This is a genomic window from Paenimyroides marinum (assembly GCF_900108395.1).
Classification (GTDB): domain Bacteria; phylum Bacteroidota; class Bacteroidia; order Flavobacteriales; family Flavobacteriaceae; genus Flavobacterium; species Flavobacterium marinum.
The window spans coordinates 66,654-80,801 of the sequence record NZ_FNXE01000008.1 but is presented as its reverse complement, the minus strand read 5'-3'; the positions used below and the strand labels follow the sequence as shown (position 1 = coordinate 80,801).

General features: G+C 34.3%; 15 protein-coding genes. 9 read left to right on the top strand and 6 right to left on the bottom strand.

Annotated features, from left to right (window positions below; translation table 11 throughout):
• Nucleotides 1-297, top strand: a 297-nt coding sequence (locus BLW20_RS04475; protein ID WP_143037735.1) for an IS3 family transposase, incomplete at its 5' end; no start/stop codon positions are given.
• On the opposite strand, the gene BLW20_RS04470 is transcribed toward BLW20_RS04475, so the two are convergent.
• Both BLW20_RS04470 and dnaK read right to left on the bottom strand, forming a co-directional pair.
• Nucleotides 260-577 carry a hypothetical protein gene (locus tag BLW20_RS04470; RefSeq protein ID WP_218143508.1) on the bottom strand — a complete coding sequence of 106 codons (318 nt, stop codon included), beginning with the start codon at nucleotides 575-577 and terminating at the stop codon, nucleotides 260-262. The two genes, BLW20_RS04475 and BLW20_RS04470, sit on opposite strands and share 38 nt — an antisense overlap.
• 464 nt (nucleotides 578-1,041) lie before the next feature.
• Nucleotides 1,042-2,934 carry a molecular chaperone DnaK gene (gene dnaK / locus BLW20_RS04465; RefSeq protein ID WP_091096784.1) on the bottom strand — a complete coding sequence of 631 codons (1,893 nt, stop codon included), beginning with the start codon at nucleotides 2,932-2,934 and terminating at the stop codon, nucleotides 1,042-1,044.
• A gap of 262 nt (nucleotides 2,935-3,196) precedes the next feature.
• Between dnaK and BLW20_RS04460 the strand changes: the two genes are divergently transcribed.
• Nucleotides 3,197-4,618 carry an L-serine ammonia-lyase gene (locus BLW20_RS04460; RefSeq protein ID WP_091096782.1) on the top strand — a complete coding sequence of 474 codons (1,422 nt, stop codon included), beginning with the start codon at nucleotides 3,197-3,199 and terminating at the stop codon, nucleotides 4,616-4,618.
• Nucleotides 4,619-4,695: 77 nt separating this feature from the next.
• Here the strand turns inward: BLW20_RS04460 and queA are convergent, their stop codons facing one another.
• The 4 genes from queA to pyrE all read right to left on the bottom strand — a co-directional run bounded on the left by queA (nucleotide 4,696) and on the right by pyrE (nucleotide 8,505).
• A complete protein-coding gene (queA, locus tag BLW20_RS04455; RefSeq protein WP_091096781.1) occupies nucleotides 4,696-5,745 on the bottom strand; it encodes a tRNA preQ1(34) S-adenosylmethionine ribosyltransferase-isomerase QueA in 1,050 nt (349 codons plus the stop codon).
• A gap of 188 nt (nucleotides 5,746-5,933) precedes the next feature.
• A complete protein-coding gene (gene lpdA, locus BLW20_RS04450; RefSeq protein ID WP_091096779.1) occupies nucleotides 5,934-7,337 on the bottom strand; it encodes a dihydrolipoyl dehydrogenase in 1,404 nt (467 codons plus the stop codon).
• A 114-nt stretch (nucleotides 7,338-7,451) separates the two neighbouring features.
• Nucleotides 7,452-7,844 (bottom strand): orotate phosphoribosyltransferase, encoded by a 393-nt coding sequence (locus BLW20_RS04445; protein ID WP_091096777.1) that lies wholly within the window; start codon nucleotides 7,842-7,844, stop codon nucleotides 7,452-7,454.
• A gap of 19 nt (nucleotides 7,845-7,863) precedes the next feature.
• On the bottom strand, nucleotides 7,864-8,505 hold the full coding sequence (gene pyrE / locus BLW20_RS04440; RefSeq protein ID WP_091096775.1) for an orotate phosphoribosyltransferase: 642 nt from the start codon (nucleotides 8,503-8,505) through the stop codon (nucleotides 7,864-7,866).
• An 8-nt stretch (nucleotides 8,506-8,513) separates the two neighbouring features.
• Between pyrE and BLW20_RS04435 the strand changes: the two genes are divergently transcribed.
• From BLW20_RS04435 to BLW20_RS04405, 7 genes are all read left to right on the top strand, one after another.
• Nucleotides 8,514-9,104 (top strand): NUDIX hydrolase, encoded by a 591-nt coding sequence (locus BLW20_RS04435; protein WP_091096773.1) that lies wholly within the window; start codon nucleotides 8,514-8,516, stop codon nucleotides 9,102-9,104.
• Nucleotides 9,105-9,243: 139 nt separating this feature from the next.
• Nucleotides 9,244-10,563, top strand: a complete 1,320-nt coding sequence (locus tag BLW20_RS04430; protein ID WP_091096771.1) for an exonuclease domain-containing protein — start codon at nucleotides 9,244-9,246, stop codon at nucleotides 10,561-10,563.
• A 1-nt stretch (nucleotide 10,564) separates the two neighbouring features.
• Nucleotides 10,565-11,410 (top strand): ion transporter, encoded by an 846-nt coding sequence (locus BLW20_RS04425; RefSeq protein WP_091096769.1) that lies wholly within the window; start codon nucleotides 10,565-10,567, stop codon nucleotides 11,408-11,410.
• Complete coding sequence (gene miaA / locus BLW20_RS04420) at nucleotides 11,388-12,326, top strand: tRNA (adenosine(37)-N6)-dimethylallyltransferase MiaA (protein ID WP_091096767.1); 939 nt, start codon at nucleotides 11,388-11,390, stop codon at nucleotides 12,324-12,326. Before BLW20_RS04425 ends, miaA begins: the two co-directional genes overlap by 23 nt.
• Nucleotides 12,310-13,053 (top strand): acyl-[acyl-carrier-protein] thioesterase, encoded by a 744-nt coding sequence (locus BLW20_RS04415; RefSeq protein WP_091096765.1) that lies wholly within the window; start codon nucleotides 12,310-12,312, stop codon nucleotides 13,051-13,053. The genes miaA and BLW20_RS04415 overlap by 17 nt, the downstream gene beginning before the upstream one ends.
• Nucleotides 13,054-13,057: 4 nt before the next feature.
• Entirely contained in the window at nucleotides 13,058-13,480 is a 423-nt protein-coding gene (locus tag BLW20_RS04410; protein ID WP_091096763.1) for a membrane lipoprotein lipid attachment site-containing protein, read from the top strand.
• 2 nt (nucleotides 13,481-13,482) lie between these two features.
• A complete protein-coding gene (locus BLW20_RS04405) occupies nucleotides 13,483-14,100 on the top strand; it encodes a hypothetical protein (protein WP_091096761.1) in 618 nt (205 codons plus the stop codon).
• Nucleotides 14,101-14,148 lie beyond the last annotated feature (48 nt).

Here is a 14,148-nt window from a genome sequence, read left to right as displayed (position 1 = left end):
CAAGGAGTGCAATATGCCACAAAGAAATTTACCAATGTACTGGAGTCTTACGGCGTAACCCGAAGCATGTCACGAAAGGGAAATTGTTGGGATAACGCAGTAGCGGAAAGCTTCTTTAAATCACTGAAAACCGAGTTAATATACGGGAACAAGCTCGTTACAAAGCAACAAATGGAAATAGAAGTTTTTGAATATATAGAAGTATGGTACAATAAAAAAAGAAGACACCGAGCACTGAATTACAAAACAATAGAAGAGTTTAACAATCAAAATAAATTTTACAAAAATGTCGCTTAACTTTAACTGGAATTTTTATTTGCATATCCAGTTGTTTTAGTCTTTCAAATTGGATTGCTTTTTCCAAAGTATTTATTACCGAATCCAGATATTTTTTCTTTTCAACAGCAAAAACACTTTCGTTGGTCAGCAGAATACTGTTTTTGCTTTTAGAAAATTGTACTTCTTTTCTTAAACTTTTATTTTGGGTAGAAAGTTCAACAATCTGTTTCGTTTTGGCTTCTAAATCGGTTTTGTTTTTTAATAGTTGAGCTTTCTGAACTTTAAATATTTTCTCCATATTCATCAGTGTTTTCTCGGTTTTCATTCTTTGAAATCCTAAAAAGTCCGGCTCTTTGATGATGAGTTCTTCAAATTTTTCGTGGGTTATTCCGGAACAGAAATAAACAATCGATCCTCTGGTATTTTATCTATCAATGCTTTCAACTTCTCTTCTTTCTTAAGCTGTAACATCTTTTGTTTATATTCTTTTTTACTGCATTTATCTGGACAAAAAACAGAAGTTACTCTTTTGGGATCAAATTTCCCCTCACAGACAAGACATTGTTTTTCATTTTATTCATCGCCGATATTTATCATAAGTATCTATAAATTCCATTTATCTCCCTTTTAAGTTCCAGTACAATTATCTTAAAAAAAGCAACTAAAATAGCGTAAAAACAAAAAAGAATAAAAATTAAAAACGCTGTAAACATAACATTTACAGCGTTTTATTGCTTATTAATGGTTGATATTAATCACTAATTATTTCACTTCTTCATAATCTACATCTTGTGTAGCATCACCGCCTTCTTGGTTTGGCTGTGCTTGTTGTGCATCACCTTGCTGTGCATCGGCTTGAGCTTTGTACATTTCTTCAGAAGCTGCTTTCCAAGCTTCATTGATTTTGTCTAAAGCCGGTTGAATAGTCGCAACGTCACGAGTTTCGTATGCTTTTTTCAATTCTTCCAATGCGCCTTCGATGTTCGATTTGTTACCGTCTGATAATTTATCTCCAAACTCTTTCAACTGTTTTTCGGTTTGGAAAATCATTCCGTCTGCTTCATTTAATTTATCGGCAGTTTCTTTAGCTTTTTTATCTGCTTCAGCATTTGCTTCTGCCTCTTTCTTCATTTTTTCAATTTCTTCCGGTGTTAATCCTGAAGAAGCTTCGATACGTATGTCATGTGATTTACCTGTTCCTTTATCAGTTGCCGATACTTTAATGATACCATTTGCATCAATATCAAAAGTAACTTCAATTTGTGGTACACCGCGTTGTGCTGGCGGAATTCCGTCTAAATGGAAACGACCAATTGTTTTATTATCGTTTGCCATTGGGCGTTCACCTTGTAACACGTGGATTTCGACCGACGGTTGATTATCTACTGCTGTAGAGAATACTTGTGATTTCTTTGTAGGAATGGTTGTGTTCGATTCGATTAACTTTGTGAAAACGCCACCCATTGTTTCAATACCTAATGATAACGGTGTAACGTCTAATAACAATACGTCTTTTACGTCTCCTGTTAACACCCCACCTTGAATAGCTGCTCCTAAAGCTACTACTTCATCAGGATTTACTCCTTTTGATGGTTTTTTACCGAAGAATTTCTCTACTTGTTCCTGAATTACCGGGATACGTGTAGATCCACCAACTAAAATTACTTCATCAATGTCTGATGTTGACAATCCTGCATCTTGTAATGCTTTTTTACAGGGTTCCATTGAACGGCGTACTAAATCATCTGACAATTGTTCAAATTTTGCACGGGTTAATGTTTGTACCAAGTGTTTTGGACCTGTTGCAGTAGCTGTTACATACGGCAAATTGATTTCTGTTTGAGCTGATGATGACAACTCGATTTTTGCTTTTTCAGCAGCTTCTTTTAAACGTTGCAATGCCATTGGATCCTGACGCAAATCTACACCTTCAGCACTGTTAAATTCGTTTGCTAACCAGTTGATGATTACCTGGTCAAAATCGTCACCACCTAAATGGGTATCTCCGTTCGTTGACAATACTTCGAAAACACCATCACCTAATTCCAAGATCGAAATATCAAATGTACCTCCACCTAAATCATAAACCGCAATTTTTTTATCTTGTCCGCCTTTATCCAAACCGTAAGCCAACGCTGCAGCAGTAGGTTCGTTAATGATACGGCGTACTTTTAAACCTGCAATTTCTCCGGCTTCTTTAGTTGCCTGACGTTGTGCATCGTTAAAATAAGCTGGTACGGTAATAACCGCTTCAGTAACCGACTGACCTAAATAGTCTTCTGCGGTTTTTTTCATTTTTTGAAGTGTCATTGCCGATAATTCCTGTGGTGTGTATAAACGTCCGTCAATATCAACACGCGGTGTATCGTTATCGCCTTTAACTACTTTATAAGCAGTATGCTTTAATTCATCCTGAACTCCAGAAAATTTTTCGCCCATAAAACGCTTAATAGACGCTATGGTTTTTGTAGGGTTTGTTACCGCCTGACGTTTTGCAGGATCACCCACTTTAATTTCTCCGCCTTCAACAAAGGCAATTACAGATGGTGTTGTTCTTTTACCTTCTGCATTTGGAATTACCACTGCTTCATTACCTTCCATTACAGCAACACAAGAGTTGGTAGTTCCTAAGTCAATTCCAATTATCTTACTCATATCTTTTTATGTATTTTACTTTGTATTTTATTTTGTGATTTGTTCACGGTTTCTATTAGTCAAAGGTTGTGCCTAAATGAAAAAACATAAAAAATGTCATAAAAAATAGTTTTTTTAATGACACAGTGTCATAAAAAGAAACAACGAATGTTTTATTTTAATGCCAAAATTGCTTAAACAAACATTTATCACATCTAACAAAAATTTAAAAAAGTTCCGTTTATTTTTCCGTATCTTCGTCTTATTATTTTTTTGATAAATTATGGAATGTATTTCGGTTTTTGATATGTTAAAAATTGGCGTTGGTCCCTCAAGCTCCCACACATTAGGTCCGTGGCGTGCTGCCGAACGTTTTATTGCCGAATTAATTGATTTAAATATTTTTGAAAGGATAGAACGCGTTACTGTTGATTTGTACGGGTCGCTTTCGTTAACCGGAATTGGTCATGCTACCGATTTGGCTGTTATGCTGGGATTAAGCGGTGCCGATCCAGAATACGTTCCTGTTGATGATATTTCCGGAATTATCAATGAAATTAATGAAACCCATTTATTGAATTTGGGTAATGTCAGAAAAATACATTTTATTCCAAAAGATCATATTGTTTTTAATAAAAACTTTTTGCCTTTTCATGCCAACGGATTAACTTTTACTGCATTTTATGACAATTCGCAGTATATTTCTACCTTCTACTCTATTGGTGGTGGATTTGTTGTAAAAGAAGAATCGGCCGGAAATGCAGAAAAAGAAGAAATAAAAGCTACTTTTCCTTTTCCTGTTGATAAAGCCGAAGAATTATTGGCATTTTGTAAACAAGAAAACAAATCGATTTCTGAATTGGTTTACCAAAACGAATTATCGTTACGATCGCCTGAAGAAATCGACAGAGAATTGATGCGTATCTGGAATACCATGTTGGAATGCATCTATATTGGCTGTCATACTGAAGGGACATTGCCGGGTGGCTTAAATGTACGTCGCCGGGCGTTTGATACATACCAAAAATTAAAAAGTGATTTACCTTATAATAATCCGCAAGAATGGCTACAAACCATTCGTAAAACAAAGGTTTATTTCCGTCAGATTTTAAAATGGGTAAGCTGTTTTGCGTTGGCAGTAAACGAAGTAAACGCTTCGTTAGGTCGTGTGGTTACCGCACCAACCAACGGAAGTGCCGGTGTTATTCCTGCCGTTTTAATGTACTATATGGTAATCGAAAATCACAAAGCGGGTGAAAAAGAAATCAAACGGTTTTTAATGGTTGCCGGCGAAATAGGTTCTATCTTTAAAAAAGGAGCAACTATTTCTGCTGCTATGGGTGGGTGTCAGGCAGAAATTGGTGTGTCATCGGCTATGGCTGCTGCGGCACTATGCGAATTAATGGGCGGAACACCTGAACAGGTTACCGTTGCTGCCGAAATTGCCATGGAACATCATTTGGGCTTAACATGTGATCCTATTGCCGGATTGGTTCAAATTCCGTGTATTGAACGCAACACCATGGGTGCCATTAAAGCTATTAACGCTGCCGAACTGGCATTAGACACCGATCCTAAAAACGCAAAAGTTCCGTTAGATAAAGTAGTGAACACGATGTGGCAAACCGCACAAGATATGAACAATAAATACAAAGAAACTTCAGAAGGCGGATTGGCTGTTGCCGTAAACCTTTCCGATTGTTAGTTTACTTCTCACAATAACAAAAAAATCAGGTATTATTTAAGTATAATACCTGATTTTTTATTCTTTATATTTTTATTCTATAAAATCAGCATGGCATCACCATACGAGTAGAATTTATATCCTTCTTTTACCGCTTCGTCATACGCTTTCATCATTAAATCGTGTCCTGTAAATGCAGAAATCATCATTAATAATGTTGATTTAGGCATGTGAAAATTAGTAACCATGCAATCTGCTATACTAAAATCATAAGGAGGAAAAATAAATTTGTTCGTCCAACCTTCAAAAGGATTCAATGTTTGATTTGATGAAACAGAACTTTCTAAAGCACGCATTGATGTGGTTCCCACAGCACAAATTTTCTTTTTGTTAGCTTTGGCTTTATTTACAATATCACAGGCTTCTTGCGTAATGATCAATTCTTCAGAATCCATTTTGTGCTTAGACAAATCTTCTACCTCTACCGGATTAAATGTTCCCAAACCAATATGTAACGTAACTTTTGCAAAATCAACGCCTTTAATTTCCAATCGTTTTAATAAATGTTTAGAAAAATGCAATCCTGCTGTTGGTGCAGCAACGGCTCCTTCTTCTGTAGCATAAATCGTTTGGTAACGCTCTTCGTCTTCCGGAGTTACCTCTCTGTTGATATATTTAGGAATAGGTGTTTCGCCAAGTTCGCGCAATTTCAAACGGAATTCTTCATAAGAACCATCGTAAAGAAAACGCAAAGTACGTCCGCGTGAAGTGGTATTATCAATTACTTCTGCCACTAAAGAATCGTCGTTACCAAAATATAATTTATTACCAATACGGATTTTTCTTGCCGGATCTACCAAAACGTCCCACAAACGTTGTTCTTCATTTAATTCGCGTAACAAGAAAACTTCGATACGTGCACCGGTTTTTTCTTTATTACCGTATAAACGGGCCGGAAAAACTTTGGTGTTATTTAATACCATTACGTCGCCCTCATCGAAATAATCTATTAAATCTTTGAAAAGTTTGTGTTCTATTGTTCCTGCTTTACGATTTACAACCATTAAGCGGGCTTCATCGCGGTTTTCTGCAGGAAATTCTGCTAATAATTCAGGTGGTAAATTAAAATTAAAATTTGATAACTTCATAATGAATCAGAGTCCGTTAAGTTTAACTCAAAAAAAGATTGAGCTTGCAAATATACGATTTGAAAACAGGGTTTGTCAAGTAATTACCTATATATTTTCTAAAAGGACGAAAGTGCAATAACCACCGTCTCAAAATCGCATCAAATTTTAGAAATAAAAAAAGAGGTTTTTAAAAACCTCTTTTTTTATTAAACGTGCAACGCTCTGTTTTCTGTAGCTGCTAAAGCAGCTTCTTTAATAGCTTCTGCAAACGTTGGGTGTGCATGCGACATACGAGAAATATCTTCTGCAGATGCTCGATATTCCATAGCAACAACAGCTTCTGCAATTAAATCGGCAGCACGGGCACCTACAATATGGAATCCTAAGATTTCATCGGTAGTTTTATCTGCTAAGATTTTTACAAATCCGTCTAAATCAGCACTTGCACGTGCACGACCTAATGCTTTAAATGGAAATTGACCTGCTTTGTATTCTTTATTTTCAGCTTTTAACTGCTCTTCTGTTTTACCAACAGCAGCAACTTCAGGCCACGTGTAAACTACACCCGGAATTAAGTTGTAATCAATATGCGGTTTTTGTCCGGCTAATTGTTCCGCAACCAAAACACCTTCTTCTTCTGCTTTGTGTGCTAACATGGCTCCGCGAACAACATCGCCAATTGCATAAATGTTAGCAGCTGTTGTTTGTAAATGATCGTTTACTTCAACCTGACCTCTTTCTGTAATTTTAACACCTGCTTTATCTGCGTTTAATCCATCTGTATAAGGACGGCGACCAACACATACTAAAGAGTAATCACCCTCTAACGCAACCACTTCTCCTTTAGCGTTTAAAGCTTCAACCAAAACTGTTTCTCCGTTTCTTTCTACTTTTTGAACTTTATGTGAAGTATAGAATTTCATACCCGCTTTTTTCAAAACTTTAGTCAGTTCTTTAGAAACAGCTCCATCCATAGTTGGTAACACACGATCTGCATATTCTACAACAGATACTTGTGCACCTAAACGTAAGTAAACCTGACCTAATTCTAATCCAATTACACCACCACCAATAATGATTAAGTGTTTAGGTACTTCTTTTAATTTTAAAGCTTCAGTTGAAGTAATGATGCGTTCTTTATCGATAGAGATAAACGGTAAAGACGATGGTTTAGATCCTGTAGCAATGATGGTGTTTTTAGCAGAAATCTGCTCAACAGATCCATCGTTTTTTGTTACATTAACGGTAGTTGCATTTTCAAAAGATCCAACACCTTCAAAAACAGTAATGTTGTTCTTATCCATTAAAAACTTGACACCGCCGCATGTTTGATCTACAACTGCTTGTTTACGGGCAATCATTTTTTCTAAATCAATTTTTACCTCACCTGGTAATTCGATACCGTGATCCGCAAAATGTTTGATTTCATCCACATGGTGTGATGATGCCAATAAGGCTTTTGAAGGAATACATCCTACATTTAAACAAGTTCCTCCTAAAGTAGGATATTTTTCAATGATTGCAGTTTTCATTCCTAACTGAGCACAACGGATAGCCGCTACATAACCTCCAGGTCCAGAACCTATTACAACTACGTCAAATGAATTCATATTAAATATTATTTTAGTGTAAAATTAAAAAGTATTACAAAAGTACAATTATTTATAAAGACTCTTGCTAAAAAATAAGTAAAAAAAAGACCATTAAAGTGGTCTTTTTCAAAATTATAGTTTTACCATATTGGTAGCTAAGGTTTCAATAAATTTACTGATAGGACCTTTAATCATCATTGCCATCATTGGGTTGAAATCTCCTTCAAAAAACAATTGAACAGCTGTTTCTTCCGCTGCTTTTTCATCTAATTTTGCCGTTAATGTAAATGGTAATTTACTGCTTGCCGCGCCTAAGACAATTTCTGATGTTGGCGTAGCTGTTTTCTTTACCAGTTTAATTTCAGGCATTCCCTTTAAACCAAATTCAAAACAATTTTCATCAATTACCTCAAATTTAGCAATATTCTCGGGCATTAACTTTTCAAAGTTTTTAATATCAGATAAAGCTTCAAATAAATAGGCTGAAGATTTAGAAACAGTTACTTTTGGACTTTCTAAGTTCATAATTCTTGTAAATTTTATATTAAACACCCCAAGTTGATGGAGATTTGCTCCAGGTTGATAGTGTTTCAACATCTTCCTGAGAAATATATTCTTTTGCTACTGCCGATTTTAACAAGGTGGGATAATTACTTAAAGTAACCAATTCAATGTTGGCGTTTTTAAAATTTTCTGCTGCCACATCAAATCCATAAGTAAAAATAGCAGCCATTCCCAAAATATTTGCGTTTGCTGCACGCAAGGCTTCAACTGCCTGCAAACTGCTTTTTCCCGTACTGATTAAATCTTCTACAACCACAACCGATTTGCCTTCTTCAAACTGACCTTCGATTTGATTTTGACGACCATGCTTTTTAGCTTCGGGGCGTACATAAATAAAAGGTAATTCTAAAGCTTCGGCAACCAATAAACCAATACCAATGGCACCTGTTGCTACGCCTGCAATATAATCGGGTTTACCGAATTTTTCTACGATGTTCGTTGCAAATTCATTTTTTAAAAACGTTCTAATCTCTGGAAAAGAAAGTGTTATGCGATTATCGCAATAAATTGGCGACTTCCATCCTGAAGCCCATGTAAAAGGATTTTTTGGATTTAATTTAATTGCGTTTATTTGTAAAAGCAATTCCGCCGTTTTCTGTGCTGAGTTGTCATTAAAAATCATAGTTACAAATGTATAAAGTTTTTATTAATGATAAACCACTTTTTTTAACCAGTAAGTTAGAAAAAGAAACTAATTTTCAATATTTTTTATTAGACACTGTTGATATTCAGAAATTAATAGCACAATATTTTGCAGGTCAGGTTACAAATGCTTATTTATATCATCCCGATGAAAATTATTTAATAAAGCATTTAAAAGAAAAAATCACCATTAATAAAGCGGGTGGCGGTTTAGTTGAGAACGAGAAAGGACAGATTCTTTTTATTTTTAGAAACGGAAAGTGGGACTTACCAAAAGGCGGTATCGAAAAAAATGAAACCATTGAAGAAACTTCCATTCGCGAAGTAGAAGAAGAAACGGGCTGTAAAAACCTTAAAATTAGTGAACGTTTAGAAAAAACCTATCATATTTTTAAACGCAACGGCGAATACAGGCTAAAAATAACCCATTGGTTTGCTATGAAAACAGATTATCAGGGCGAATTACACGGGCAATTAGAAGAAGGTATTGAAAAAGTAATTTGGGTAGATAAGAAAAATATTCCTGAATTATTAAAAAATTCATACCAGAACATAAAGTTGTTGTTTAACGAAGTATAAAATTTATTTTTTTGAAAACAACCATTATCAAACTGATTTTTTGATTAGAAGTAAAAAGTACATTCTCTTTTTTCTTATTTTAGCCATTTAATCAGTTAGGTTAAAACCATTTAATCTTTATAACTGCTAAACAAGCAAAGTGTACGCAATAATAGATATAGAAACCACCGGAGGGCAATTTAACAAAGAAGGAATTACCGAAATTGCCATTTATAAATTTGACGGAGTTGAAATTGTTGACCAGTTCATTAGTTTAATAAATCCCGAAATTCCTATTCAGCCGTTTGTTGTAAAACTTACAGGAATTAACAATGCGATGTTGCGACAAGCTCCAAAATTTTTTGAAGTAGCAAAACGCATCATTGAAATTACCGAAGGCTGTATCATTGTTGCTCATAACGCTCCGTTTGATTACAGAGTTTTAAAGTTGGAATTTGACCGTTTGGGATATCCGTTTAACAGACCTACGTTGTGTACCGTTGAACTATCTAAAATTTTATTGCCCGATGCCCAGGCTTACAGTTTAGGAAAACTGGTTCGGTCTTTAGGTATTCCCATTGCTGACCGCCACCGGGCAAGTGGTGACGCGTTGGCTACACTTAAATTATTTAAACTGCTGCTTGATAAAGACACCGACAAGCAAATTCTTAAACAACAGATTAAAAATGAATTGTACAAAGGCATCTCGCCTAAATTGTTTGATATTTTAGAAAAAATTCCTTCATCTGTGGGAATATTCTATATTCATAATGATAAAGGAAACATTATTTTTATAGGTAAAAGCAACAATATCCGTAAAAAACTCAATCAGATTTTTACTGCCGACAGCAAAATTGCCAAACGTATTCAAAAAGAAGTTTATACGGTAACATTCGAAGAAACCGGCAATGAGCTATTCGCTCAGTTAAAAGAACGTGAAGAACTACTGCACAACAAACCTGTTTTAAATACCGTACAAAGAAAATCACCTTATTTATGGGCTGTTTATCAAGAAAAACTGGAGAACGGTTACGAAACATTGAAAATAAATAAAACCAACGGACGAAAAAAAGCCATTCAATCTTTTAAAAATCAAAAAAATGCGTTACAGTTCATCAACGAATTATATCGGGAAAATGAAATTGTAGAAGAAGTTCAAAACGCACTTACATCTGGAGAAAATGTGAATTATCCAACAGAGATGCACAACAAATTATTTGATTCTTTAATTGAAAGCAATCAATTAAAATACAACAATTTAATCATTGTTATGAAAGGCAGAAATTTAAATGAAAAAAGTGCAATTTTAATTGAAAACGGTCTGTTTAAAGGTTATTGTTTTTTCGATTTAAATTATCAGATTTTAAACCTTCAGGTTTTAAATAAGATCCTAATTCCGCTTATTTATACAAAAGATGTTCTTAACACAATAAAACATTATCTTTACACAAAAAAAGATTATAAAATTATATCGTTTTAAAGTGAAACATATAAAAACGAAATACGAAATATTACGCCAAAAAACGTATATCTTAATTCACGGATCGGGCACTATAGCCGGTAAAACGTTTGATTTAATTTTATTAGGAGTGATTCTGTTAAGTTTACTTTTAATAATGATGGCAAGTATTTCAAAGTTTGACAACAAATACCACTCCTTCTTTTACATAAGTGAATGGATTATTACCGTCTTTTTTTCAATTGAATACATATTACGGATTATCAGCAACAAAAAGCCGTTAAGCTATATTTTTAGTTTTTACGGCGTGGTAGATTTATTGTCTTTGTTGCCAATGTATTTAAGTTTTTTTATTCCCGGTTCCGAAGTTTTAGGTGTTATCAGAACATTGCGTTTGTTGCGGTTATTTGCCATTTTAGATTTAATTCCCATTTTAAATCAATCGTCGCATATTAAAGAATCGTTGCGGGCAAGTATGAACAAAATCATTGTGTTTGTGTATTTTGTCATTGTAATGTCGATTGTATTAGGAACAATCATGTTTATGGTAGAAGGTGGTCATAACGGTTTTAGCAATATCCCCAACAGTATTTACTGGTGTATTGTAACAATGACAACCGTTGGCTATGGAGACATTGCCCCTATTACCCCTATTGGTAAAACCATTGCGTCTTTTATCATGATTATGGGGTACGGGATTATCGCGGTTCCCACCGGAATTGTAACAGCCGAATTATCGAGAAACAGAAAAAGTAAAGACATAAAAAATAACTGCCCTCGTTGTAAAACATATATTTACAATGAATTTGCTAATTACTGCTATAATTGCGGTGAAAAACTTATAGATGGAACAGTTGAAATTAACTAATTATTTAATTGTAATTGTGGGACCAACTGCAATTGGCAAAACCGCTCTATCCATTCAGTTGGCAAAATATTTTAAATGCGATATTGTATCCTGCGACAGTCGACAGTTTTTTAAAGAAATGGCTGTTGGAACCGCAGTACCTTCCGCAGCAGAATTAAGTCAGGCTCCACATCATTTTATTCAGAACAAGTCAATTACCGAAAATTATAACGTGGGTGATTACGAGCGCGAAGTGTTGCCTTTATTAGACGATTTATTTTCACAAAACAATGTGCAGATTGTTGTTGGCGGATCGGGTTTATATGTTGATGCCATTATTAAGGGATTTGATGAATTTCCGGATGTATCTGATGAAATCAAGTCTGAAATCAATGCCCGATATAACGAAAAAGGAATAGAATATCTGCAAGAAAAATTACAAGAATTAGACCCCGATTATTTTGATTTCTTACAGCAAAACAATCCGCAAACACTCGTAAATCAACAACGAATGAAACGATTTATCGGTGTTAGTATGGCAGCAAAAGCTCCTTATTCTTCTTTTTTAAATCAGGAAAAAAACAAACGCAACTTCACTCCTATCCTCATAGGTTTAGAAGCACCGCGCGAAGAAATGTATCAACGAATCAATCAACGGGTTGATTTAATGATGAACAATGGTTTGCTGCACGAGGTTGCCGGTTTAAAAAGCCACCAAAACCTAAATGCTTTACAAACGGTTGGTTACAGAGAATTATTTGACTATCTTGACGAAAAAATATCCTTAGAAGAAGCCATAGAAGAAATTAAAAAAAATACCCGCCGTTTTGCCAAACGACAGCTAACCTGGTTTAAACGGAACGAACATACTCAGTGGTTTTCTTATAAAGAGCCTTTACAAAACATTTTAAATTACATTAATGAATTTACCCGATAAATTTTCATCAATTTACAAAGGTTCTTGCGAAATTACCATTGATCAATGTGCCTTAAATTCAAAAATGCGCATTGCCGATTTGTTAAAAGTGTTACAGGCTGTTGCCGGAAAACACTCAGATTTGGGCGGAATGAGTTATGACGATATGCAAAAAAACAGTCAGGCATGGGTTTTAAGCAGTATGCGACTTGAAATGGAACATTTACCACAATGGCACGAAACTATTGAAGTGGAAACATGGATTGAAACCCTTTCAGGTATCAAATCTATTCGTGATTTTAATGTGTTTTTAAACGGTCATAAAATTGTTGGAGCCAACAGTCTTTGGGTGGTTTTAAATACCGAAAAACGCAGACCGGAAAGCATAGCAATTTCTCATAATCATTTAGAGAAATATCCCGAAAAGAAACCTACAATACAAAGTTTTTCCAGAATTGATCTCACCAAAAACACCCAATTTATTAAAGAACATCAGGTTGTTTATTCAGATTTAGACGCTTTAAATCACGTAAATAATGTTAAGTATATAGAATGGTGTTTAGATTGTTTACCCATTGAAATACTTCAGAAAAACACCATTAAAGGCATTGACATCAATTACCTAAAAGAATTAACATATCATCAAAAAGCCGCTATTTTTTATTGCAAAAATGATAAAGAAGTGTATTTTTATATTAAATTAGATGAAACTATTTGTTTTGCAATGAAATTAGAGTTAAACACTTAATATTATGAAAAAAATACTACTATTTATTTTTACAGTTTTATTACTTACCGCCTGTCGAGATGATTATTATGAAGGAGATGAGCGTATTATAATAGAAGGGAAAGTACTTTATAACAATCTTCCGCTAACAAATGCAGAAGTACGAGTATACCCTGTGTACAATGCAACCCCAAACTCTGGAGTAATCTCTGAAATCAACTACAATAACCCTGAGAATAATGCTAACTATTACTCAGACAACGGTAATACCATTTCAAAAACATACACGAATAATTCCGGCATTATAAGCCTAAGTATTCCCAGAAATATTAACACAAGTGTTTATGCTATAAAAATATCAAAAGGTTATGATAGCAAAGTCTATGGATATATTTCGCATTATAACACAATCAATTATTATGTTAATTTAGGAACATTAAATTATTAATCATGCAAAAAGCTATTCTTCTTTTATTTGCATTGATAGGATTTGCAGGTAAAGCACAAACAGAAAATTCAGAAAGCCATCAAAATATCTCTTTTGTAAATACTTTTCAGTTTACCATTGGTTTTTCAAATTTATCACCCAATAAAAGTATGATGGGCGATGCTCACGAAGAAGCTTTTCCTTCAATTACTGCGCGTTTAGGTATATTTAGTTATAATCGTTTTACAATTGGTATCCATGCAGCATTACACAGAATGAGTGTAAAAAACAATCAATACTTTGGTGAATTTGAAAAAACAACTGTTTTTACGCCTGGTTTTTATTTGAGTTATTATCAGCCAATAACATCTGAAAGCCTTTTTGAGCCTTATATCTCTTATGATAATTCAGATTACACGACAAAAGGTTATGAAAAAGAACTTAACTCTAAAAGTGATGGTTTAGGTTTGGGGCTTGATTACCAACATAAAATTGGTAGCAAAGCTTATGTAACTTTTGGCTTAAAATATTCTATCAATAAAATGCGCACTAACACGCATCCCGATTGGGAAAAATATATAAACAATTATAATTTTTTATCGGCTAAGGTAGGTTTTACGTTTTCAAAAGATAGGTTGTAGTTTACATTTAATACATAAAATCATTATTTTGATAAAATTACATAAATG